We start from the raw sequence: 24542 nt of genomic DNA, 5'->3' as shown, positions 1-24542 counted from the left end.
TGTTTCGTCCTTCGAGGGGTGGAAAAGCATGCAGACCATAAATTGGCAGGATTTCGAGCGGGTGGAGTTGCGCGTTGGCACCCTCCTCAGCGCGGCGCTCAATCCACGCGCGAAAAAACCGGCGCTGGTGCTGGAGATCGATCTCGGCCCCTTGGGTATCAAGACCTCCAGCGCACAGCTGACCGCCCTGTACAGCGCCGCCGAGCTGCCGGGTCGGCAGGTGCTCTGCGTCTGCAATTTTGCACCGAAATCCATCGCGGGTGTGCGCTCGGAGGTGCTGGTCACCGGCGTCTACGACGAGCAGGGTCAGGTGGTCCTGGCCGGCTTCGACCACCCGCTGCCCAATGGCAGCCGCCTGGCTTGAGCAGGCGGTTCCTTTCAATCTTCCCTTGAGCGTTCTATGACCCCTCGCTCCGCCCTGACCGCCCTGCACTGCGGCGCCCTGTTGTTTGGCCTCACCGGTGTACTGGGCAAACTGGCGACCACCACCCCCAACGTGATCGTGTTCGGCCGCGCCGCCTTTGCCGTAATGGCTCTGGCGGTGTTCGCCCGGCTGGTGACCCGCTCGCCCTGGCAGCCCCTTCAGGGTCGCGACTGGCTACGCCTGAGCGTTGGCGGCGTGCTGCTGGCCGGTCACTGGGTGAGCTTTTTCATCGCCGTGAAGGTGGCCGGCGTGGCCATTGCCACCCTGGGATTCACCAGTTTTCCCGCCCTTACGGTGCTGCTCGAGGGCCTTCTGTACCGTGAGCGGATTCGTCGCCAGGAATGGTTGATGGTGGTCCTGGTCACGATCGGCCTGGTGCTGGTCACCCCGCACTTCGACCTGAGCAGCGGCGCCACCAGCGGCTTGCTCTGGGGTGTGCTATCGGGGCTGTTGTTCGCCCTGCTGTCGCTGGTCAATCGCGCCGGTTCCGGCAAACTCGGCGCGGTCCAGGCCGCGCTGTGCCAGAACCTGGTGGTTGCCGTTTGCCTGCTGCCCTTCGCCGCCCCGCTGCTGGGCCAGGTGAGCGCCATGGACTGGCTGTGGCTGGCGCTGCTGGGAATTTTCTGTACCGGCGTGGCGCACAGCCTGTTCGTCGCCAGCCTGGACGTGCTCAAGGCGCGCACCGCCGCCGTGGTCTTCGCCCTGGAGCCGGTCTATGGCATCGGTTTCGCCTGGTTGATCTTTGCCGAAACGCCGACACTGCGCATGGCCGCGGGCGGCGCCTTGATCCTTTTCGCCATCGTCCTCAGCGCCCGCATGGGCGAGGCAAGCCACCCGCCGCTGCCGCTGGCCGACGTCGACCCGGCCAGGCCCTGAGCGGGATTGCCTAAACAGCAGGCGCCCATTACCGTGTCTGCCAGTTCGCACTCGCCATCAGGGCGCTGCGACGGCTGCCGTTACAGCGCCCACAAGGCCCACTATCTATCGATCCGCGCCACCGCGCAGGTCGTTTCAGGAGCTTCCATGATCAGCATTTCCAGCGCCTTCGATTCCGGCGCCATCGAGGTGGTCAGCCTCGCGGATCACCGCGACATTCAACTTAGGATCAAGGCCGATAACGCCAGTGAATTCGCCCAGTGGTTCCATTTCCGCCTGCAAGGTGCCGAAGGCCTGCCGGTCACCCTGCGCTTTCTGAACGCCGGCAACAGCGCTTATCCCGAGGGCTGGACCGACTATCAGGTGGTGGCCAGCTACGACCGCCAGCACTGGTTCCGCATCCCGAGTGAGTACGATGGACAAGTGCTCAGTACCCAGCTGACGCCCGCCGGCAACAGCCTCTACTTCGCCTATTTCGAACCGTACTCGGACGAGCGTCATCTGGACCTGATCGGTTTTGCCAGTGTCTCCGACAAGGTCAAGCTTGAGCCCCTGGGCCAGACTCTGGATGGGCGCGACATGACCTTGTTGCGCATCACCGACAGCGACAGCAAGACGTCACTGGCGCAGAAAAAGAACATCTGGCTGACCGCCCGGCAACACCCGGGCGAGACCATGGCCGAATGGTTTATGGAGGGCTTTCTCGAACGCCTGCTGGACGGCGACGATCCGGTCAGCCGTGTGCTGCTCGAACGTTGCCAGTTCTATGTGGTGCCGAATATGAACCCGGACGGCGCCGCACGGGGCAATCTGCGCACCAACAGCGTCGGTGCCAACCTCAATCGCGAATGGCAGGCCCCCAGCCTGGAACGCTCGCCCGAGGTGTTCCTGGTGCGTCAACGCATGCTGGAAACCGGTATTGACCTGTTTCTCGACGTGCACGGTGACGAAGCACTGCCCTACAATTTCGTCGCCGGCTGCGAGGGCAACCCGTCCTACAGCCCCCGTCTTGAAACCCTCGAAAACGCCTTCAAGGCTGCCTGGATCGCGGCCTCACCGGACTTCCAGGACCGCTTCGGCTACGGCCGTGACGAGCCAGGCCAGGCGAACCTGACGTTGGCGACCAACTGGGTCGGCGAGCACTTCGACTGCCTGGCCTACACCATCGAGATGCCGTTCAAGGACAACGCCGACTTGCCCGACCCCGTGTACGGCTGGAACGGCGAACGCTCGAAAAAACTCGGCGAAAGCGTCATGCAGCCGATCCTCGCGGTACTCCACCAGCTGCGCTGATGCGATGACCAGGGCCGGCACCCGGCGCCGGCCTCAGTCGCGGGCTTCGTTATGGCCCAGGTCCCGCTGCGGATCGATCAGGTCGCGAACCCGCTGCTTGAGCACCTTGGCCTCGGGGAAACCGCCATCGGCCTTACGCTCCCACAGTTGCACCCCGTCGCACTCGATGCGAAACACGCCGCCGCTGGCCGGCGCCAGGCAGACGCGCGCCAGGTCGTCGGTAAAGGTGCTGAGCAGTTCCTGAGCGAGCCAGGCGGCCCGTAGCAGCCACTGGCATTGGGTGCAGTAGGTGATAACGATCTCGGGTTTATGAGCACTCATGATCCGCTCTCGGTGACTGGACGAGTCGCCAGTCTAACCCTGCGCGTGATCGCCAGCGCCAGGCTGGGCTCGACCAGCGGCGGCGCAGCATGCTGGTGCAGCGCCACTTCAGGCAATCCGCGCCAGCAACTCCCGGGCCTCCTGCTTCTGCTGGTCGTCGCCTTCGTTAAGCACCTGATTGAGAATATTGCAGGCACTCTCGATATCACTTTGCGAGATATACGCCAGCGCCAGATTGAGCTTGCTCAAATGCTCGCGGTCGGCCGCCAGATGATCGAGGTCGCTGTCCAGGCTCGAACCGGGCGCCAGGGATTCGGCTGCCAGCGCACTGAACGCATCGCTGAACTCTTCAGCCAGCAGCTCCTGTGGCGGAGGCTCCGCGGCGGCGGACGGAAAATGCGCCAGGGAATCCTGTTCGCTCAGCTCGAAGACTTCCGGCAATACGCTGAGATTGGACAGGAAGGTCGGATCGTCCATCATCGGCGTCGGCACATCGGCGGGTTTCTTCCGGCCGACATGACCCTGCTGAAAGGGACTGATCTTGTCCCAGTCGGCATCCAGCGACAGGTCATCCAGATTCAGCTGGAAGTCATCCAGCAGCTCGTTACTGGCCGGCGCTGCCGCGGCAACGGCCTGAGTGGCTGGCAGCGCCGGCGCCAAAGGCGCCGCCATGGCCAGACGCGGGTAACGCGACTGCAGGTCCTGCAATTGGACCTCGCTGAAACCGGCTTCGCGCAAGATCGCCTGCTGCTCCAAATAACCCGCAGGATCGCCCAATTCCGCCAGCACCTCCAGCAATCGAAAGCGCAGATCTGTCCGCTCGGGCTCCTTGTCCAGGGCGGCGCGCAATGCACCAACCGCCTCGCTGAAACGCCCGTAGGCGATATAGATATTGGCTCCGTCCAGCGCATCGGTGCTGACCGCTGGCGGACGAGGGGCCAAGGATGGCGGGGCGCGCGGGACCCGGACCGGCGCCAGCGGTTCCACGGGTAGCACCGGTAGGGGTACCGGGGCCGTCACCCCAGCAGGCGTCGCCAGCGCCTGACGATCACGTCGCAGCCGGTTCAGCACCACCAGCAGCGCGATGGCCAGGGCCAGGATAAGCAACCCGGCCACCAGTACCAACCCCATCAGCCAGGGCGCCACCCTTGCCTGGGAAGGAAGCGGAGCTTGCCGACTGCCAGTCTCGGGCTGTGCGTTCGCGGGGGGCAGCGCCGGCGCGGCAGGCTGCTGGCGCTCGGTCAATTGCGCCTGAAGAGCGGCCAGTTGCTGGTCTTTGTTCAGCATCTGCGCCTGCAGCGCCTGCAACTGGGCCTGCAGATCGGCCAAGGTCTGCTGCAATTGCTCACGCTGCGCAATACCCTCGGCCAGCGCCTGCTCGGTTTCGGCTTGGGCCGCCGCCATCTCGGCCGAACCGGCGCCTGCCGGCGACGGGACCGGCTGCGCCGCAGTCGCCGGCGCAGCAGCAACAGTTGTTTCAATTGTTTCAGTGCGCGGTTCCCGTGGAGTCGGCGATTGAACGCTGTCCGGCAACAGCAGGTCAGCGTCCAGTTGCAGGCGGTCGATATTGCCGCCGGCAAAGGCCTGCGGGTTGAGCGCATGGATGCCGCGCATCAGCTCGGCCACACCAGCCTGACTACGGTCCGCCTGCAAGCGTTGAGCGATGGACCAGAGGCTGTCACCTCGCACCACCCGGTAACGCTGGCCCTGCAACGCAGGGGGCGGGGCTACCGGCAACGCCGCAGCGGCACGGCGCGGCGCCACTTCAGCCATTGGCGCAGCCGGTGCGCCAAGGCGGTCGGCCAATTGGTCGGGGCGAGTGGTCAAGGGTGGATCCAGCAGCACCGTGTATTCGCGCAATAACCGCCCAACGGGACGCTCAAGCTCCACCAAGAAGTTGAGATAGGGTTCACGGACGGGCTTGCCGGAGACCACCCGGATATAACTTTCGCGGCCGCGCATCACGGGAGTAAAACGCAGGTCGTTGAGGAAGAAAAATCGCTCGACCCCGGAGCGCTGGAAAGCCTCGGCAGGCGCCAGGCGGACCAGCACCTCGTCCGAGCTCAGCTCACCCACCTCGAGCAGTTCGATTCGCGCTTCCAGCGGCTGATTGAGCGCCGAGTGCAGGGTGATTTCACCCAGGCCCAAAGCAGTCGCAAGGCTGGAATAACAAGCGGTACTCGCCAGCCAGCAGAGCACCAGGCTACGCACAAACGCCATGTGGACCTCCCCGGTATGCCCGGCTCACACGCCACTGCTTGGCACGGCCCTCCTACCCCACGCAGGCGTTTAAGGACGGCGTTGCAACAGCTTACAGGTCAGGTCGAGCTCCGTGCGAACCTGCCCCCCAAAATCCAGTATGGTTGGTATTGGCCAGAATGCCCTGCCCCGCCAGAACCCATACCTGGAGCATACGCAAAAATCTGCCAACTCGATCAAGATTTTACCTTTCAATGTATAGGCGTTCTTTTGCTGCGAAGTCGACTCGCCGGGATCAGGGCCAGTAAAAACAGAAATCCCACCAACCAGAAACTCTGCCGGAACGCCAGGGCCTCAGCCACCACATCGGCGCCCCCGGCCTGGTATCGCCACTCGATAAAGCCGGTCAACAGGTTGACCCCGAACGCGCCACCCAGTTGCCGTACAAAGGTAATGGCGCCGGCCCCCAGTGCCAGTTCTTCCGCGGGCAGCTGCTCCAGAGAGGAAGTACTCAGGGCCGGCAATAGCAGCCCCAGGCCCATGCGCCCGACGCAGGCCCAGCCGCAAAGCAATACAAATGAAGTCCCGGCACCGGTCATCCCCAGCGCGACGCATGACAACGCGAACAGCAGCAGCCCGGCCACCAGCAAACCCGCCGTGGCCCAGCGGTCGCTCAGCCAGCCCCCGGCGAAGGAGGCGATGCCCATCAGCACCCCGGTCGGCAGCAGCAACAGGCCGGCCTGGCCGGCGCTGTACCCGGCCACAGTCTGCAGAAACAGCGGGATCTGGTAGATCGAGCCATACAGGCCCAGGCCAAGCGCCAGGGCCACCCAGCTGCTGTGGCGAAACGCCGAATGGCGCCACAGCTGCAGCGGCACCAGGCAATCACCGGCCAGGCGGCTGCGCGCGATAAACCCGAGCGTGCCGAGCACAGCCAACACCGCGCACCCCCAAGCACTGGACGCCTGCCAACCCAGGCGCTGGGCCTCGGCCAGGGCACCCAGGGAGGCGAACAAGGCCAGACACAGCAACCCGAAGGCCAGCAGGTCGAAACGTGGCGGGTTTTCCTCTCGGCTGTCGGGCATCAGCCACTGTGCGCCGACCAGCACCAGCAGGCACAACGGCAGCGGCAACCAGAACACCGCGACCCAGCCGAAATGATCGACCAGGTACCCCCCGATGCTAGGGCCCAGCGTCGGCGCCACCATGACCCCGAGCCCATACAACCCCAACGCCATGCCGCGGCCGCCGCCGCTGGTGTAGACGCGAAACAGCAGCACCATGGCCAGGGGTTGCACCAGACCGGCACAGAGGCCTTGAACGATACGGATAAGGATCAGCTGCCAGGCGTGATCGGCCAGCAAGGCCAGTGCCGACACCAGCACGAACACCCCCAGCCCCGTCTGCAGGGTGCGTTTGGGACCCCAGCGTGCCTGAACCGGAGCAGCCAGCAGCAGTCCGGCGGTCATGGCCGCGAGAAAACCGGTGGACAGCCACTGCACCAGCGGACGACCGATGGAAAATGCCTGCATGATGGCCGGCAAGGCGACATTGATACTGGTGGACGCCAGGACCATGGCCATGCTGCCCAGCATCAGCAACGCCAGCAGCCAGCGCGGGTAGCCTGCCCCGAAACGCCGTTGCAGCGCTTCGAGGCTGTGGGCCATCAGGGTTTTTCCAGATTGGCCAGGATCCGCGCGTGCACCCGCTGGCAGCAGCGCAACTCCTCTTCGTCCAGGCCGGCGAACAGCTCCAGGCGCAGCTGAGTGGAAATGGCCTCGATCTGCTCGATCAGCGGCCGGGCTTCGGCACTCAGGGAGATCTTCTTGGCGCGCCGGTCTTCCGCCACCGCCTGACGGCGGACCAACCCCTGGGCCTCCAGGCTGTCCAGCAAACGGGCCAGGGTCGGCCCTTCAACCCCCACGCTCTGGGCCAGCTCACGCTGGGTCGGCAGCTCTTGGAAACGCGCCAGGTGCAGCAAGACCAGCCAACGGGCCTGGGACAGGCCGAGACCGGCCAGGCGCCGATCGAGCTCGGCACGCCAGCCGCGCGACAGCTGGGCCAGCTGCATTGCAAAACGATGTTGCTCGGAATACGACATGGAAACTGACTCGAAAAACTAATTATTAGTCAGCTAATCATAGCCTTGTAGCGCGGATCAAGGGCTGCGTCATATCCGCTCACCATTTGGCGTATTGATCCTCAACGAAGCCCCAGAGGTTGTCGATCACCACCGCCGGGCGTCCCGCCGGACGCAGGGTGCCGCTGAACCGACCGAATATCTGTTTGAAGTTGCTGGCGATGACACCCAGGTTCAGGCGCTCCTGGTGCATACCCTGGGCCTCGAAGCTCAGTTCCACCCGGCCGTCATGGGAGCCGATCCGCCAGGGCAACAGCGGATGGTCACGGTCGAACTGGAATCGCACCGTGTCGACCTTGTGCAGCACGCCCTCCAGCCAGAAGCAGTTTTCGGTGAAACTGGTCTCATTGACCCCGCAGGACAGATTGAGCCCAACCCGCTCCCCCCCGGCCAGGCCTGACAGGCAGGCCCAGTTCCAGGTGGTTTCCCGGCGCATATAGCCGGCCGACCAGTCATGGTGGGCAAAGGCGTCCAACGCCGCCAGGTCGAACTCACCCAGCGCGCTGCGCACAGTGCCGGTACAACGCACGCCGGCGACCTTCTGCGCGTAGACCCAACCGTTCACCGCCGTGGGCGTGCAAATGCACATGGGCTCGAACGCCGGCTGGCGCTCGGTGAAACAAGCCTCGATCGAAGTACCATCGTCCAACGACACCAACAGGCGCTTTTCGCCGCTGGCGGCCTGGTTCTCCAGGCGCAGCAGGTTGCCGCCACTGCGCAGTTCGCACACGCCGTCGTTGGGCTGCTGGGAAAAACGCGTTCCCCACCCCAGCGGCAACTTGAACCGACGCTCGATCATCCGCCCTGTAGGCGGATGGAACAGGTACACGAAACCGATGCCGACCAGGCTCAGGTCAGCCAGCGCACAGCCGCCGATCAGCTGGTCGCTGATCAGGCCGAAGTACTGGAACTGATGGAAGGTCCGGCGTTTACTCCAGGCGCCCAGGGGTCGCCCCATGGGCGAGCGAAAGTCGAAATCACGGTAATTGACCAGGCCCGGGGCCTCGGGAAACAGGCCATAGTGCGGCTGGCCGTCGGCCTTGATCAACTTGTGCATGGACGCGGCTCGTCATTCGGGGTTGGCCGATGCTAGCACCCGCTCCGCCCGGCCACAGTCACTCAAGGCGCCATCGCGAGGGACCGAAAACGCCAGCGCAGCGGCCGCACCCTCAGCTGACCACCTGGTTACGACCAAAGGCCTTGGCCTCGTAGAGGGCACGGTCCGCGTGTTCGTACAGTTGGCTGAGCACGCCCTGCTCGTCAGGCGCGATGCAGGCGACGCCAATGGAGAGGGTTACCCTTGGCGCCGTGTCCGAGCCCTCATGGAGGATGTTCAAGGCTTCCAGGCCCGTGCGCAGGATCTCGGCGCGCTGGCGCGCCTCCTCCGGGCCGATGTCGTACAGCAACACCGCGAACTCTTCGCCCCCCAGCCGCACGGACATATCCAGCGGCCGACGCGCGGCCTCCTCTAGCAATTGGGCGACCCGTTGCAGCACGTTATCGCCGGCCTGGTGACCGTAACGGTCGTTGTAGGCCTTGAAATGATCGATATCGCAAATCAACAGTGCCAGGCGGCGCTGCTCGCGCATGCCCTGACGCCAGAGCCGCTCGAAATGGTGATTGAAACTGCGGCGATTGTGCAGCCCGGTCAGGCTGTCATGGTCGGCCAGCACCCGCATCAGGCGGCTGATCAGAAAATGCTCGCGGGACTTGAACTCCAGCAGGTAGCAACCCAGTGCGCCCATCAGGTTACCGAACGACAGAAACAGCACGTTGTTGATCAGCCGCGCCGTCGGCAACCTGGCCAACAGCTCGACAGCCACATACACCACCAGCACCGCCAAGGCACACATCAAGGCTTGGTTCAGGCGCAGGCCGACCAGAAAATAGGCGGCCATGCTCACCAGCAGCAAGCCTTCATAGGGATAGGCCGGATCGACCCGGTGGGCGATCCCGACCACCAGCGCCGAGCCGACCCCCAGGGCCAGGATGCACACCATACTCAGGGGCAGCAGCAGATGCGTGAGGTCGCGCCGCAGGATCAGCCAGGCACAGGAGAGCAGCAGGGCGAGTACCAGTACGCGCACAGCGAGCATCCCGCCGAGCGACGCGCCGCTGACCAGGCTGATATCCAACGCCGCGAAAACCATCCAGATCAGCATGCCCACGCTCAAGGCGATGCGCTTGAGCTCGAAGCTGTCCTCCAGGCTGTAGGCCCGGTACTCCAGCTCCAGCACCCGGGAAAACCGCAGCAGGCGAAACCCCACTGCCAGCTGATCGGCATACGGATTAGGACGCACATCGTCCAGCCACACCTGATGATCGCGCACCCTGACCTCATCCATGGAAGACCCGAGCCCACCTTAGCCGCTTGACCGACGCGTCACAAGTTTGTCGCTTATTGACGCCATTTACCTGACGCAAGCAGGCTTTACGCCTCGAGCTCCGCCTGCAGTGCCGCCCGCACGCAATAGAGCACACCCTCAGCGACACGCCCGGTGAAACGCGGCGCAAGGCTGGCGACAGAGGGCAGCTCAGCTTCACCGTCCAAGAATGCGTCCTGCACCTCTTCCAGGACCGCCTCGGGCAGGTCCAGCGCCTGCTCCAGGGACAATTGCTGGGCGCCAATGGCCTCGGCCAACAGGGTATAGACGTTCTTTTCACTGCACTTGAGCTGCCCGGCGATCTGCGCGGGAGTCATCCCGGCGCGGGCCAGGCTGATCAGCTCGTGACGGATATCCGCCACCGCAACAGGTGCCGCGGCAGCGCCCCCCAGCACCTCGAGAAAGGCTTGGCCATAACGTTCCAACTTACGCGCGCCCACGCCACTGACACGGCCCATCGCGGCCAACGAATCCGGCTGGCTACGCAGCATTTCCAACAGCGTGGAGTCCGGAAAAATCACATAAGGCGGCACCCCATGTTCCTCCGCCAACTTGCGCCGCAACGCCCGCAGCGCCTCCCAGCGCTCGCGCTCTTCGTGGCGAACCAGTTGGCTGGCGGCGCTGGTCGAGGATTTGCCCGCCTGCTGGGGTTTGAGGTCACGACGCAGTTGCAAGGCCACCTCGCCACGCAGCAGCGGCCGGCAACTCGCCGACAGACGCAGCCCGCCGTAGCCCTCCAGGTCGACATCCACCAGCCCGCGCGCCACCAGCTGCCGAAACAACGAACGCCATTCGCCTTCGCCAAGCGGCTTGCCCAGGCCGAACACGGACAGGTGTTGATGGCCGAGACCACGGACTTTTTCGTTGTCGCGGCCCAGCAGGATATCCACCAGATGACCCACGCCGTAGCGCTGACCGCTGCGGTGAATCGCCGACAGCGCCTGCCGGGCCGGCTCGGTCGCATCCCAGGTCTGCACCCCATCGACACAGTTGTCGCAGTGCCCGCACGGTTGCGCCAGGGTCTCGTCAAAATAGGCCAGCAGCGCCTGGCGCCGGCAGCGAATCTGTTCGCACAACGCCAACATCGCATCGAGCTTGTGTTGCTCGACGCGCTTGTGCCGCTCATCGCCGTCGGAGTTCTGCAACATCTGTTTGAGCAGCAGCACGTCCTGCAACCCGTACGCCATCCAGGCATCGGCGGGTAACCCGTCACGCCCGGCGCGGCCGGTCTCCTGGTAATAGGCCTCGAGGGACTTAGGCAGGTCCAGGTGCGCGACAAAACGTACGTTCGGCTTGTCGATGCCCATGCCGAAGGCGATGGTGGCCACCATGATCAAGCCTTCCTCGTTGAGAAAGCGCTTCTGATGATAGGCGCGCAGCTCATGGGGCAGGCCGGCATGGTACGGCAGCGCCGGATGCCCTTCACTGGCGAGGAAGGCCGCTACCTCTTCGACCTTTTTGCGCGACAGGCAGTAGACGATACCGGCATCGCCCTTGCGCTCGCTGAGGAAGCTCAGCAGTTGCTTGCGCGGCTGTTCCTTGGGCACGATGCGGTAAAAGATGTTCGGCCGATCGAAGCTGGAGAGAAAACGTTCGGCGTCCTGCAGGTGCAGCCGAGTGACGATTTCTTCACGGGTGCGCATGTCCGCCGTGGCCGTCAGCGCAATGCGCGGCACCTGGGGAAACAGCTCGGCGAGCTGGCCCAGCTGCAGGTACTCGGGGCGGAAATCATGCCCCCATTGCGAGACGCAGTGCGCCTCGTCGATGGCGAACAGCGCAATCTGCAGCCCCTGCAGGAAATTCAGCATGCGCGGCTGCACCAGGCGCTCGGGCGCCAGATACAGCATCTTGATTTCGCCGCGACGGATGCGCTCGGCAATCTCACGCTGCGCCTCGGCGCTCAGCGTGGAATTCAACGCCACGGCCGCCACCCCCAGCTCCTCGAGCGTAGCGACCTGATCGTCCATCAGGGCGATCAGCGGCGACACCACCACTGCCAAGCCCTCGCGCAGCAGGGCGGGCACCTGGAAACACAGCGACTTGCCCCCCCCGGTGGGCATCAGCACCAACGCGTCGCCACCCTGGGCCACGCGCTCGATGATCGCTTCCTGGCGACCCCGAAAACTGTCGTAGCCGAAGATATCCTTAAGGATGCGCAGCGCCGGTTCGAGCATAAACACTCCAAGCTGTTGCCAAATTAAGAGCCGTGCACCCGCAGATGCGAGCGGCTCCCCACCGGCCCTGCTGTCAAGCCTGGCCGATCAGTAACGTTCCAGTATACCCGACCACCCTGCCGGACCGCTCTACGCCTGTCCGGCGAGCGGCACCCGAGGCCCTGTAAGTCACCGCCGACAGCCTCGACAGCTGGACACCGCGACGTTCCGGATGTGACCAGGCGGGGCCTGGCCGTTGATCCAGGCGGTAAAAAAAAACCCCGGACAATCGGGTCCTGAGCGGCTATCCAGGCTAAAATCCCTCCTCGTTTAGTCCCTCAAGGTAGTGCCACGATGTCTTTCGCCGAGCAATTGTCCCGCCTGCAAGCCTTCCTCGACGCCGACGAACTGCACGACGAGGCCCTGGACTCCGTGGCTGCCCATGGGTATCTGACCGCCCTGTCGATCTGCCCCGAGCAGGTACCTGACCGCGAGTGGATCGATGCCTTGTTCGCCGAACCCCCGCACTATCGCAGCGACGCCGAGCGCGATGAGATCGAGGCAACGCTGATTCACCTCAAGGCTCATATCACCCGCCAGCTGGCCGCCGACGAGGACCTGGAGCTGCCGTGCGACCTCGACCTGGGCGAGGTACCGGACGAATCGGACATTCGCGGCTGGTGCATCGGCTTTATGGAAGGGGTGTTTTTGCGCGAAGCGGTGTGGTTCGAAGAGGCCGAAGACGAGGTCAGCGAACTGCTGCTGCCGATCATGGTGGGCTCGGGCCTGTTCGACGAGCAACCGGAGTTCGTCGAGATCGCGGCAGACCCGGACCTGATGGCCGACATGGTCGAGCAAATTCCCGAATTGCTCACCGCACTGTTTCTGCTGTGCAATGCCCCGGATGAAAAGCCGGCCCTGCTCAAACCCCGCCATCACTAAGCCCAACCCAGCGGACGGCACACCGCGCCACAGACCTCTCAGCAGCCACCCGGCCGTGCGTTACGGCTTACTGAGCCTGGGCTGGCTGAGCGTCGGGCTAGGGGTGGTCGGCATTTTTCTGCCGGTGTTGCCGACCACCCCCTTTCTGCTGCTGGCGGCCGCCTGCTTCGCCCGCAGCTCACCGCGATTCTACCAATGGCTGGTCGGCCATCCCCGCCTGGGCCCCTGGATCCGCGATTACCTCGACGGCCAAGGTATTCCGTTGCGAGGTAAAGTCTGGGCCATGGGCCTGATGTGGACCAGTATTGCGCTGTCCTGCTACCTGGTCGCCCAACCCTGGGCCCGCGGTTTTATGCTGACCAGCGCGGTGCTGGTCAGCGGCTATATCCTCAAACAAAAAACCCTGCCACCGCGCTAGCGGCGCCCCCACATGGCAGGATAACTGCGCCTAGACTGAACCCATCTTCGCTGGAGACGTGGCGCATGCAGTCACCCCACGGCAGTCCCGGATGGGCCAGGCGCTGGCAACGCGTTGCGGTGGCAGTGCTGGCCGGGTTTGGCCTGGGGCTGGCATTGGCTTCCTGGGATTTCGCGCAAGTGCTGCGCATCGCCGAGCAGCGCTACGGCGACCTGGGCCCGGCCAAAGGGCGACTACAGGCCTGGCAGGACCTGTTGCTGGAGACCCGCACCCTGGCGGAGCCGGACCAGTTGGCCGCGGTCAACCGCTTTATCAATCGCCAACTGCGCTTCGTCGACGACCGTACCATCTGGAAGCAGCAGGACTATTGGGCTTCGCCTGTGGAAGCCCTGATCCAGGGTGCCGGGGACTGCGAGGACTATTCCATCGCCAAGTACTTCACCCTGCGCGAGCTGGGCGTCGCCAGCGACAAACTGCGCATCACCTACGTCAAGGCACTGAATTACAACCAGGCGCACATGGTGCTGACCTACTACCCCAGCCTCACCGCCGAACCGCTGGTGCTGGACAACCTGATCAACGATATCCGCCCCGCCTCGCAACGCAACGATCTGCTGCCGGTGTACTCCTTTAATGCCGAAGGGGTCTACCTGCCGGGCGCCGGCGGCGGTAAACGCAGCGGCGACAGCAAACAGTTGTCGCGCTGGCAGGACCTGTTGAAAAAAATGCGCGCCGAAGGCTTCGCCATTGCCGAGGGTTAGTCGATGTCCCTGCTCAAACAGCTGTTTCTCGCCATTTGCCTGTTTCTGCTGGTGGCCTTCACCGGCAGTTTTATCGCCGGCGTGGAGTCTTCGCGCGAACAATTGATCAGCCAGTTGCGCTCCCATGCCCAGGACGCGGCCACCGCCCTGGGCCTGTCCATGACCCCCCATGTGGATGACGCGGCGATGGTCGAGCTGATGGTCAGCTCGATATTCGACAGCGGTTATTTCGCCAGCATCCGGGTGATCCGCATTGCCGATGGCCAGGTACTGGTGGAGCGCAGTGCACCACCGGGCAGCGATAACGTCCCCGCCTGGTTCGCCCGCCTGGTCGACCTGCGCCCCCAGGGCGGCGACGCCCTGATCATGCGCGGCTGGGAACAGGCGGCGCGGGTCGAGGTGCTGAGCCATCCGCAATTCGCCCTGGCGCGCCTCTGGGACGGCGCGCTGGGCAGTCTGTTCTGGCTGCTGCTGTGCGGCCTGACCAGCGCTATCCTCGGCGGATGGTTGCTGCGCAGCCAGCTGCGCCCGCTGGACAGCATGGTGCAGCAGGCACATGCGATCACCCAACGCGAGTTTCTGACCCTGCCACGGGTGCCCCGCACCCCGGAATTGAGACGGGTGGTGGTCGCCATGAACCTGATGGTGGAAAAACTCAAGGCCCTGTTCGCCGAGGAGGCCGCGCGCAGTGAAAAACTGCGCAACGAGGCTTATCAGGACAGCCTGACCGGCCTGGCCAACCGGCGGCTGTTCGACATTCAACTGGGCAATCAACTGGCGCTGACCGAACAGAGCAGCGAAGGCTATCTGCTGCTGCTGCGGGTCAATGACCTGGGTGGCCTCAACCAGCGTCTGGGCGGGCAACGGACCGACGCGCTGATCGTGGCGATCGGCGAGCAATTCAAACGCCTGCTGCATCGCCGTGGTACCCCGGATTGGCTGGCCTCACGCAGTCGCGGCGGAGAATTCAGCCTGTTGGTGCCCGGCTTGACGGCGGAGGATGCCGATCTGCTGGCGACAGAGCTGTGCGAAGGCTTGGATAGCCTTTACCAGACCGGCGCCAGTGATTGCACTCCAGTGGCTCACCTGGGCATAGGCGCCTATCGGCCCGGCGAAGACATGGCCACGGTGATCAGCCGCGCCGACCAGGCGCTGGCCCAGGCCCAACACCACCCCAGCCAAGCCTGGCAGCGCCTGGACGATTTCAGCGTTCAGCCCAGCGAGGGCCTGCACCATTGGCGCGCCTGGCTGGAGGACGCCCTCAGTCATGGCAAGCTGCAGCTGTATTTCCAACCCGTGGCGCGCTGCGACGACACCCTGCACCTGATTCAACACAAGGTATTGGCGCGCCTGCTCGACCCCCAGGGCGAGACCGTTGCAGCCGGGCGCTTTCTGCCCTGGATCGAACGCCTGGGCTGGGCCAGTCGACTCGATCTGATCATGCTTGAGCACTGCCTGAATCACCTGGCGCAGTACCCACAGGCCATGGCCCTGAGCCTCTCCGCGGCCACCTTACGCGACCCCGCCAGCCTGAAGCGGCTGCTCGAACTGCTGGCCGCTTACCCGGAATACGCGGCCTTGCTGACCCTGGAAGTCGACGAGCGCTATCTGCCTCCCACCGATGAACTGGAACGGCTCAGCCAGGGTGTTCGCTCAGCCGGCTTCCGGCTGGGCCTGCAACACTTTGGCGGCCGCTTCAGCCTGATCGGCAACCTCACGCACCTGGGCCTGGCCTACCTGAAAATCGATGGCAGCTATATCCGCAACATTGACCTGGAAAGCGACAAGCGCCTGTTTATCGAGGCGATTCAGCGCGCCGCCCACAGCATCGACCTGCCGCTGATTGCGGAGATGGTCGAAACTGCAGGGGAGCTGCAGGTGCTGGGCGAGTTGGGCATCCAGGGGGCGATGGGGCGTCTGATCGGCGCCCCGGCGCCGTGGAGCCCCGGCGCCCAAGGCGCGCGATAACGGCTGGCGCGCTACAGGAGTCGATGTTCGTCCTCGCCGAGCAAACCGCTCAGTTCCCCCAGGTGCGCGCGGGTCTCGGCGCGCTGATGCAGTTTCAGCCGCGCGGCCTCGGGCAAGTCGGTGTAGCGGATCACGCCTCGCTTGACCAGCACCCCCACCAGATCCTCGATCACCCGCACCAGTTCAAGGTCCGAATGCTGCAGGGAGGCCAGCCGGTTGTGCAGCAGAAAGGCCTGCAGTTCCGGATCCTCTGCCGCGAGCTGCTCACTCATGCCCTCGAACGGCTCCGAGGCCGCCCGTACGATCTGCTGTCGCTCGTCACGTTGTATGTAGCGCATGGCTTCCCTCTCCCGCCGGAAGAAAAAAGCCCGCCACCCATCGGGTGGCGGGCTTGCTTACCCTTGCAAGGTTAGACGGTGTCCACATGCAAGGCGCCGTCGCCGAGCAGCCCCTGGATAATGGTCGCCTCGTTGGCGTCGGCGACCAGACCACCGGCCTCGGTACCCACACCGTAATGACTGGCCAGGTCGATCCCCTGCAACTCGACCCCCTGGGACACCGCGCCATCGCCCAGCGGGCTGATACCAATGCTGGTCGAGGTCGCGCTGACCGAAAAGGACAGGTACTGGCTCAGCACATTGACGTCATCGGTTTCGCCGACCAGCAGCGACGCCAAATCCAGGTAGACGTCGGCGATACTCTCCACATGGACCTGGGTATAACCCGCCGCAGCGCCCTGATCGTCCGCGGCCATCAGCAGGTCGCTGTCCAGTGTCGGATCCGCGGAGTCATCCTGCGGCTCGAGCAGGCTGGCCAGTTCGGCTGCCAGGGGCAGAGTGTCTCCAGCGGGCCCCTCGAGCGAAGGATCGGGGTCATCGGGCTGGCTGCCATCCACCAGCAACTGGCTTTGCTCATCCGGTGTCGGGGCGTCGGTCAGCGACCCCGCATCGGCGAGTTCGCTCTCGGGTGCCGGGCCGCTCACGCCCAGTGCCTGCATACCGGCGCCCTCATCGTCATCGCCATCCATCAGCAACCCATCCGGCTCCTCGGTAAAGGCGAAGCTGCTGGTCGCGGCCAATGGTGCCGGGGCCAGTGGCGCGATATCCACCGTCAGGGTCGCGCTGGAGGTCGACCCGTCGGCATCGCGAATCACATAGGTGACGCTGACATCGGCACCGCTGGCCCCCGCGCTGGGTGGCGTATAGGTGTAGGTGCCGTTCTCGCGAATGATCAGGGTGCCCTGGGTGGCGCCCAGGGCAATGGTTACTTCGTTGTTGATCGCATCCCCGGCATTGAAGTTGTAGGTGGTGGCGCCGTAGGTCACCGACACCAGGCGGGCGGTCGCCCAACCGTCGGCTCCGGGCAGGTCGTTGCTGGTGACATTGCCGGTCGAGGAATCGGAGATCTGCGTCAGCGTACCGCTGAGCTGGCTGACCGAGCTGATGATAAAGACATTGCTGCCACCTGTGGACGACCAGGCCACCTGATTCAGCTGGGTGGTCAGGCTGCCGCTGCCAATACCCACCGAATACACCTCGTGGATACGTGGCACCGCCCCCCCGCTGTTGCTGGCGAAATTGACCCAGGCGGTACGCTCCGCCGCGCTGATGGAGTTGTCGTTGCTGCCATCGTTCCCGGTCGGCTCCCCATCGGAGAGAAAGTACATATAGGTTTTGTCGGCCAGCGGCGCACCGGCGAAGCTGCTCTGCACCGCGGCGATGGCCGAATCGTAATCGGTGCCGCCACCGTTGGTGATCGAGCTGGAGTTGATGATGCTGGTGGCCGCGGCACCGGTCAGCCAGGCACTGCCGCTGGAAGTGAAGACGGTCGCCGAGTCGTCGAAATCCACCAGCATCACCTTGACCAGCGCCGCGCCGTAAGTGCTGATCAGGTTGGTGACGGCGCCCTTGATCAGGGTCATCTGCGAATTGCTGATACTGCCCGAGGAATCCAGCACCAGGATCAGGTTGACCGATTCGGTACGAGTCGCCCCCGGAGTGGTGGTATCCGCCACGGCGGTGGGCAGCGCATCGGTGATAGTGACCGTTACGGTGGCCGTGTCGCCGCCACCCTGCCCGTCGCTGATGGTGTAGGTGAACTGGTCGGTCAAACCACCAGGACCGGGGTTGGTGGTCGGGGTATAGACGATCTGGCCATTGACGATGGCCGTGGTGCCGTACACCGGAGCGGAGTTGCTGACCGACACGATGTTCAGCGGATTACCATTGGCATCGCTGTCGTTGGCCAAGACGTCGATGGTGACCGGCACCCCCTGCAGGGTGGTGGCACTGTCGTTGAGCGCATCGGGTGCCAGGTTGGGGTCCGCGGTCACCACGATATCCACGACCAGCGTGGCCCCGTCCATGTCTCCATCACCGTCCTGGGCGACTATGTTGAAGGTCAGGTTCTGGTCCTCCGGCAGGATGCTGGTGGAGACCGTGGCCGACGAGAACCGCACACCCTGCCCACTGCCGCTGACGCCGCTGATTTCCAACTGATTGAAACTGATCGACGGATCGATATTGGTGGTCGAGCCCGACACCGCCACAGTGCCGGTTTGAACCACGCCAGTGGTGGTATTGGTGGCTGTCCATTGGATGGTCAGCGAGCCATTGACGCTATTGTTGGTCAGCAAAACGCTGTCGACCAGTTGCGGACTCGAGCCGGGAGCATCATTGCCAACCGCCCCGGGGTTGTGAAACTCCATGGTGAAACTCTCGCCGACCCCAAGGAACTGGTTGGCGACGCCAAAGCCCTGGGTCGACGAGTTGACACCGGTGCTGTTGCCGGTGAATTCGATACGTCCATCGGCGGTTTCCACCCAAGGCTGCGGCCCACCGGCGGTGAGGTTCAACAACGACACCGTTTCGGTGGTGGTCGCTTCAGGAGTGACCAGGTTGAAGCTGTAGGTTTCGTCGGCGTTTACCGTCAGGGTGAAGAGCGTGACGCTGCCCGGGCCGGTGGCGGTCAGAGTGGTGCTGACAAAGCCGCCCAGGCCATCGAAGTTATTGACCGAGCTGTAGGTCACGCCGCTCAAGGGCGGCCCGCTGATCTGGAACCCGGCCAGGCCGTCCGCGCCCGCTTCGAGAACGAAGACGCCATTGACCGTGCCAACCTCATTGGGCAGGCTCGCCGGGGTAAAGTCGCCCAAGGTCGGCACATCGTCGACTATGGTGACCAGGATGCTGCCCATGGCGCTGTTGCCATTGGCATCGGTGGCGCTGTAGGTAAAGGTTTCGGTGATGACCTGATCCGTGCCGTTATTGGCATTCGGCATGGTTTCCGCTGGCCCGGTCAGGGTATAGACATAGCTGCCGTCCGGGTTGATATGAATCACCCCAAAGGCACCGGTTGCACTCCCCACCAGGGCGTAGGTGATGGCCCCGACGCCACCGCTTACGGCACCCACCAACGTGTTGCTGCTGTCGGTCTCCAACGCGGAGCCGGGCAGGCTGCCAGTCACTGTTCCCGGGGCCAGATCGGCGCCGCCTTGCACCAGGTCCAAGGCATTCTCATGGACCAGGGCATCCAGGTCATTGGCCGCCAGCATCCCGCTGTCGGTCAAGGTCAACGTCAGGGTGGTGGTCGACAGGTCACCATCGGCATCGCTGATGGTGTAGGTGAACACTTCGGTCGCACCGCTGGGCGGTACCAGGTTGGGGGTGCCGGTGTAGGTGTAGGACCCATCGGCGTTGAGCTGGAGCGTGCCATAGGTACCGCTCAGCGAGGTACCGACCGCACCCGCGGCCGGGGTCGAGGTATCGCCGCCGGTCCGTACACCAACCACCGCGCCACCCGCCAGCGGACCATCGGCGCCCATCACATCGTTGCCCAGGACGTTGCCGCCCACCACGCCGCCCTCGGCCAGGCTGTTCGAATCACTGTACGCCACCGGCAGATCATCGATGATCTCGATCACAATCGATGCCGGTACCGAGGACGCCGTGCCATCGAACACGCTGAGGCTAAAGGTATCGGTCTCGATGCCCGGGCCGTCGGTCGTGGGGTTGGTCAGCTGATAGGTATAAGTGGCCACCCCGGTGGCCGGGTTGTACCCCGTGACGGTCAGGGTCCCATGGCCTCCGGCAAAGACCGAGCCGGCCAGGCTACCGATGCCCACCGTGACGCCATTGAGGGTCACGCTTTGCAGGTCGGCCAGGCCGTCAGCGTCGCTCAGGGTAAAGGTGCCGGTGGCGAATTCGCTGTTGGAGGGCGCGTTCGAGCCGCTGGCCAGACCGGCTTCGAAGACCTGGTCGTTGGCCCCCTGATTGCCCGGGTCGACCGTCACTTGCGGCACATCGTTGCTGCCGATGATGGTGATGGTCAGGACTGCGGTGTCCAGGTCGCCGTCGGCGTCGCGCATGCTGTAGGTAAAGGTTTCAGTCAGGGTCTGCCCGACCTCCAGGGCCTGCACGGCGACATTGGCATTGTTCAGGCTGTAGCTATAGGTGCCGTTACCGGTATCGGTAAAGGTGCCATAGGTGCCGATCACACTGCCCCATCCCATAAAGCTGGTCGGGGTATCCGCGCCCGGCTGGCCGTTAGGGTGCAGGTCGTTGCTCAGCACATTGCCGGTGATGGCGACCAGGCTGCCTTCCACCACGCTGTTGCCGTCATTCACCGCATTGGGCTGGTCATCGACGATCTCCAGCACGATAAAGGCCGTGGTCGACCAGGCACTGCCATCCGAGACGCTCAGGCTGAAGACATCGGTTTCGGTGCCGGGCGCGTCGATGGTCGGTGAGGTCAATTGATAGCTGTAGCTGGCCACTCCGGTGGCCGGGTTGTAGGCGGTGATGGTCAGGTTGCCATGGCCACCGGCGAACACGCTGCCCACCAGGCTACCCAGCACAACGATGGTGCCGTTGATACTGACGCTTTGCAGGTCGTCCAGGCCGTCCACATCCGTCAGGGTAAAGCTGCCGCTGGCGAATTCGCCGTTGCCGACCGCATTCGAGCCGGTGGCCAGGGCGGATTCGAACACCTGGTCGTTGGCCCCCTGATTGCCCGGGTCGACGGTGATCTGCGGCACATCGTTGCTGCCGGTGATGGTGATGATCAGGGTGGCGGTGTCCAGGTCGCCGTCGGCGTCACGCATGCTGTAGGTAAAGGTTTCGGTCAGGGTCTCGCCCATGTCCAGGGCCTGCACCGCGGCGCTGCCATTGTTCAGCAAGTAGCTGTAGGTGCCGCTGCCGGTGTCGCTAAAGCTGCCGTAGCTGGCGACCGTGCTGCTCCAGGCGACGAAACTGGTGGGCGTGTCGGCGCCCGGCTGGCCGTTAGGGTGCAGGTCGTTGCTCAGCACATTGCCGGTGATGGCCAGCGGGCTGTCCTCGACCTGGCTGTTGACGTCGTTTACGGCATTGGGCAGGTCATCGACGATCTCGATCACGATCGACGCGGGCACCGAGGAGGCCGTGCCGTCGGACACACTCAGGCTAAAGGTATCGCTTTCGACACCCGGGCCATCAGTGGTTGGGCTGGTCAGTTGATAGCTGTAACTGGCCACCCCGGTGGCCGGGTTGTAAGCCGTCACCGTGAGATTGCCATGGCTGCCGGCGAAAACCGATCCCACCAGGCTGCCAAGGGCCACGGTGACGCCGTTGATGGTCACGCTTTGCAGGTCATCCAGGCCGTCGGCGTCGCTCAAACTAAAGCTGCCGCTGGCGAATTCGCCAGTGCCCGCCGCGTTGGAGCCCGTGGCCAGGCCAGCCTCGAAGACCTGGTCATTGGCCCCCTGATTACCCGGGTCAACGGTGATCTGCGGCACATCGTTGCTGCCGGTGATGGTGAGGGTCAGGGTGGCGGTGTCCAAGTCGCCGTCGGCGTCACGCATGCTGTAGGTAAAGGTTTAGGTCAGGGTCTCGCCATCGTCCAGGGCCTGCACCGCGGTGCTGCCGTTGTTCAACAGGTAGCTGTAGGTGCCGCTGCCGGTGTCGCTAAAGCTGCCGTAGCTGGCGGCCGTGCTGCTCCAGGCGACGAAGCTGGTGGGCGTGTCGGCGCCCGGTTGGCCGTTAGGGTGCAGGTCGTTGCTCAGCACATTGCCGGTGATGGCCAACAGGCTGCCTTCAGCCACGCTGTTGCCGTCGTCCACCGCATTGGGCAGGTCATCGACGATCTCGATCACGATCGACGCGGGCACCGAGGAGGCGGTGCCATCGGACACACTCAGGCTAAAGGTATCGCTCTCGACACCCGGGCCATCGGTGGTCGGCGAGATCAACTCATAGGAGTAACTGGCCACTCCGGTGGCGGGGTTGTAGGCGGTGACGCTCAGGTTGCCGTTCGCACCGGCGAACACACTGCCCACCAGGCTGCCGAGGGCCACGGTGACGCCGTTGATGGTCACGCTCTGCAGGTCATCCAGGCCGTCGGCGTCGCTCAGGCTAAAGCTGCCGCTGGCGAATTCGCCAGTGCCCGCCGCGTTGGAGCCCGTGGCCAGCCCCGCCTCGAAGACCTGGTCATTGGCCCCTTGATTGCCCGGGTCAACGGTGATCTGCGGCACATCGTTGCTGCCGGTAATGGTAATGGTCAGGGTGGCGCTGGCCAGGTCGCCATCGGCGTCACGCATGCTGTAGGTAAAGGTCTCGGTCAGGCTCTCGCCATCGTCCAGGGCCTGCACCGCGGCGCTGGCGTTGTTCAGCAGGTAGCTGTAGGTGCCGCTGCCGGTGTCGCTAAAGCTGCCGTAGCTGGCGGCCGTGCCGTTCCAGGCGACGAAGCTGGTGGGCGTGTCGGCGCCCGGCTGGCCGTTAGCGTGCAGGTCGTTGCTCAGCACATTACCGGTGATGGCGACCAGGCTGCCTTCCACCACGCTGTTGCCGTCGTCCAGCGCATTGGGCTGGTCATCGATGATCTCGATCACCAGGTTGGCCGGTGCCGAGGAGGCGGTGCCATCGGACACACTCAGGCTAAAGGTATCGCTCTCGACACCCGGACCGTCGGTGGTCGGGCTGGTCAACTCATAGGAATAACTGGCCACCCCGGTGGCCGGGTTGTAGGCGGTGACAGTCAGGTTGCCGTTCGCACCGGCGAACACACTGCCGGCCAAGCTGCCGAGGGCCACGGTGACGCCATTGATGGTCACGCTTTGCAGGTCGTCCAGACCATCGGCGTCGCTCAGGCTAAAGCTGCCAGTGGCGAACTCGCCGTTGGACGCCGCATCCGAGCCGGCCGCCAGGGCGGCTTCGAAGACCTGGTCGTTAGCCCCCTGATTGCCCGGATCGACGGTAATCTGCGGCACATCGTTGCTGCCGGTGATGGTGATCGTCAGGGTGGCGCTGGCCAGGTCGCCATCGGCATCACGCATGCTGTAGGTAAAGGTTTCGGTCAGGGTCTCGCCACTGTCCAGGGCCTGCACCGCGGCGTTGCCGTTGTCCAGCAGGTAGCTGTAGGTACCGCTGCCGGTGTCGCTAAAGCTGCCATAGCTGGCGGCCGTGCCGCTCCAGGCAACGAAACTGGTGGGCGTGTCGGCGCCCGGCTGGCCGTTAGGGTGCAGGTCGTTGCCCAGCACATTGCCGGTGATGGCCACCAGGCTGCCTTCCACCACACCGTTGCCATCATCCACCGCATTGGGCTGGTCATCGATGATCTCGATCACCAGGTTGGCCGGTGCCGAGGAGGCGGTGCCATCGGACACACTCAGGCTAAAGGTATCGCTCTCGACACCCAGACCGTCGGTGGTCGGGCTGGTCAACTCATAGGAATAACTGGCCACCCCGGTGGCCGGGTTGTAGGCGGTGACAGTCAGGTTGCCGTTCGCACCAGCGAACACAGTGCCGGCCAGGCTGCCGAGGGCCACGGTGACGCCATTGATGGTCACGCTCTGCAGGTCATCCAGGCCGTCAGCGTCGCTCAGGGTGAAACTGCCGTTGGTGAACTCGCCGCTACCCGCCGCGTTGGAGCCCGTGGCCAGGCCCGCCTCGAAGACCCAGGCATTACCGCCTTCATTCTGCGGATCCCGGTTCAGCTCGAGCTCCGGCCCGTCATTGCTGCCGGTGATGGTGATGGTCAGGGTGGCAGTGTCCAGGTCGCCGTCGGCGTCACGCATGCTGTAGCTAAAGGTCTCGGTCAGGCTCTCGCCATCGTCCAGGGCCTGCACCGCGGCGTTGCCGTTGTCCAGCAGGTAGCTGTAGGTGCCGCTGCCGGTGTCGCTAAAGCTGCCGTAGCTGGCGGCCGTGCCGCTCCAGGCGACAAAGCTGGTGGGCGTGTCGGCGCCCGGTTGGCCGTTAGGGTGCAGGTCGTTGCTCAGCACATTGCCGGTGATGGCCAGCGGGCTGTCCTCGACCAGGCTGTTGCCGTCGTCCACCGCATTGGGCAGGTCGTCGATGATCTCGATCACGATCGACGCGGGCACCGAAGAGGCCGTGCCATCGGACACACTCAAGCTAAAGGTATCGCTCTCGACACCCGGGCCATCGGTGGTTGGGCTGGTCAGCTCATAGCTGTAACTGGCCACCCCGGTGGTGCTGTCGTAGGCAGTCACGGTCAGATTGCCATGGCTGCCGGCGAAGACCGACCCTACCAGGCTGCCGATGGCCACGGTGACACCGTTGATGGTCACGCTCTGCAGGTCGTCCAGGCCGTCGGCATCGCTCAAGCTAAAGCTGCCGCTGGCGAACTCACTGCTGGACGCCGCATCCGAGCCGGCCGCCAGACCGGCTTCGAAG

General features: G+C 64.3%; 17 protein-coding genes. 7 read left to right on the top strand and 10 right to left on the bottom strand.

Annotation, left to right across the window (positions count from 1 at the left end; genetic code table 11):
* Window positions 1–28 precede the first annotated feature (28 nt).
* From ABWY06_RS10555 to ABWY06_RS10545, 3 genes are all read left to right on the top strand, one after another.
* Window positions 29–364: a tRNA-binding protein gene (locus ABWY06_RS10555; RefSeq protein ID WP_353925526.1), complete on the top strand. Its 336-nt coding sequence runs from the start codon at window positions 29–31 to the stop codon at window positions 362–364.
* A gap of 36 nt (window positions 365–400) precedes the next feature.
* Window positions 401–1300: a DMT family transporter gene (locus tag ABWY06_RS10550; RefSeq protein WP_353925525.1), complete on the top strand. Its 900-nt coding sequence runs from the start codon at window positions 401–403 to the stop codon at window positions 1298–1300.
* 150 nt (window positions 1301–1450) lie between these two features.
* A complete protein-coding gene (locus tag ABWY06_RS10545) occupies window positions 1451–2593 on the top strand; it encodes a M14 family metallopeptidase (RefSeq protein WP_353925560.1) in 1143 nt (380 codons plus the stop codon).
* A 33-nt stretch (window positions 2594–2626) separates the two neighbouring features.
* On the opposite strand, the gene ABWY06_RS10540 is transcribed toward ABWY06_RS10545, so the two are convergent.
* The 7 genes from ABWY06_RS10540 to recQ all read right to left on the bottom strand — a co-directional run bounded on the left by ABWY06_RS10540 (window position 2627) and on the right by recQ (window position 11811).
* On the bottom strand, window positions 2627–2914 hold the full coding sequence (locus ABWY06_RS10540; protein ID WP_353925524.1) for an Rdx family protein: 288 nt from the start codon (window positions 2912–2914) through the stop codon (window positions 2627–2629).
* 108 nt (window positions 2915–3022) lie between these two features.
* Window positions 3023–5134, bottom strand: coding sequence for a motility hub landmark protein FimV (locus ABWY06_RS10535; RefSeq protein ID WP_353925523.1), 2112 nt, complete (start codon window positions 5132–5134; stop codon window positions 3023–3025).
* Between the two features lie 230 nt (window positions 5135–5364).
* Complete coding sequence (locus tag ABWY06_RS10530; protein WP_353925522.1) at window positions 5365–6780, bottom strand: DHA2 family efflux MFS transporter permease subunit; 1416 nt, start codon at window positions 6778–6780, stop codon at window positions 5365–5367.
* Complete coding sequence (locus tag ABWY06_RS10525) at window positions 6780–7214, bottom strand: MarR family transcriptional regulator (protein ID WP_353925521.1); 435 nt, start codon at window positions 7212–7214, stop codon at window positions 6780–6782. Before ABWY06_RS10525 ends, ABWY06_RS10530 begins: the two co-directional genes overlap by 1 nt.
* 79 nt (window positions 7215–7293) lie before the next feature.
* Window positions 7294–8310, bottom strand: coding sequence for a DUF2804 domain-containing protein (locus tag ABWY06_RS10520; RefSeq protein WP_353925520.1), 1017 nt, complete (start codon window positions 8308–8310; stop codon window positions 7294–7296).
* Window positions 8311–8422: 112 nt separating this feature from the next.
* Window positions 8423–9598: a GGDEF domain-containing protein gene (locus tag ABWY06_RS10515; protein WP_353925519.1), complete on the bottom strand. Its 1176-nt coding sequence runs from the start codon at window positions 9596–9598 to the stop codon at window positions 8423–8425.
* An 86-nt stretch (window positions 9599–9684) separates the two neighbouring features.
* A complete protein-coding gene (gene recQ / locus ABWY06_RS10510) occupies window positions 9685–11811 on the bottom strand; it encodes a DNA helicase RecQ (RefSeq protein WP_353925518.1) in 2127 nt (708 codons plus the stop codon).
* Between the two features lie 333 nt (window positions 11812–12144).
* Here recQ and ABWY06_RS10505 point away from each other — a divergent pair, with 333 nt between their 5' ends.
* The 4 genes from ABWY06_RS10505 (at window position 12145) to lapD (ending at window position 15879) form a co-directional block, all read left to right on the top strand.
* The gene (locus tag ABWY06_RS10505) at window positions 12145–12732 is read left to right on the top strand and encodes a UPF0149 family protein (protein ID WP_353925517.1); all 588 of its coding nucleotides are present in this window, start codon (window positions 12145–12147) and stop codon (window positions 12730–12732) included.
* Window positions 12725–13150: a YbaN family protein gene (locus ABWY06_RS10500; RefSeq protein WP_502948185.1), complete on the top strand. Its 426-nt coding sequence runs from the start codon at window positions 12725–12727 to the stop codon at window positions 13148–13150. Before ABWY06_RS10505 ends, ABWY06_RS10500 begins: the two co-directional genes overlap by 8 nt.
* A gap of 65 nt (window positions 13151–13215) precedes the next feature.
* Complete coding sequence (gene lapG, locus ABWY06_RS10495; RefSeq protein ID WP_353925515.1) at window positions 13216–13911, top strand: cysteine protease LapG; 696 nt, start codon at window positions 13216–13218, stop codon at window positions 13909–13911.
* Between the two features lie 3 nt (window positions 13912–13914).
* Window positions 13915–15879, top strand: coding sequence for a cyclic di-GMP receptor LapD (gene lapD / locus ABWY06_RS10490; RefSeq protein ID WP_353925514.1), 1965 nt, complete (start codon window positions 13915–13917; stop codon window positions 15877–15879).
* An 11-nt stretch (window positions 15880–15890) separates the two neighbouring features.
* On the opposite strand, the gene ABWY06_RS10485 is transcribed toward lapD, so the two are convergent.
* The 3 genes from ABWY06_RS10485 to ABWY06_RS10475 form a co-directional block, all read right to left on the bottom strand.
* On the bottom strand, window positions 15891–16217 hold the full coding sequence (locus ABWY06_RS10485) for a tryptophan synthase subunit beta (protein ID WP_353925513.1): 327 nt from the start codon (window positions 16215–16217) through the stop codon (window positions 15891–15893).
* Window positions 16218–16288: 71 nt separating this feature from the next.
* Entirely contained in the window at window positions 16289–21712 is a 5424-nt protein-coding gene (locus ABWY06_RS10480; protein ID WP_353925512.1) for a cadherin-like domain-containing protein, read from the bottom strand.
* A 15-nt stretch (window positions 21713–21727) separates the two neighbouring features.
* The coding region (locus ABWY06_RS10475) for a beta strand repeat-containing protein (RefSeq protein WP_353925511.1) at window positions 21728–24542 on the bottom strand (2815 nt) is incomplete at its 5' end.

It is taken from the genome of Pseudomonas sp., from assembly GCF_040514055.1.
GTDB lineage: Bacteria > Pseudomonadota > Gammaproteobacteria > Pseudomonadales > Pseudomonadaceae > Aquipseudomonas.
Note: the sequence above shows the minus strand (reverse complement) of the source record. Positions and strands in the feature narration are given on the sequence as shown.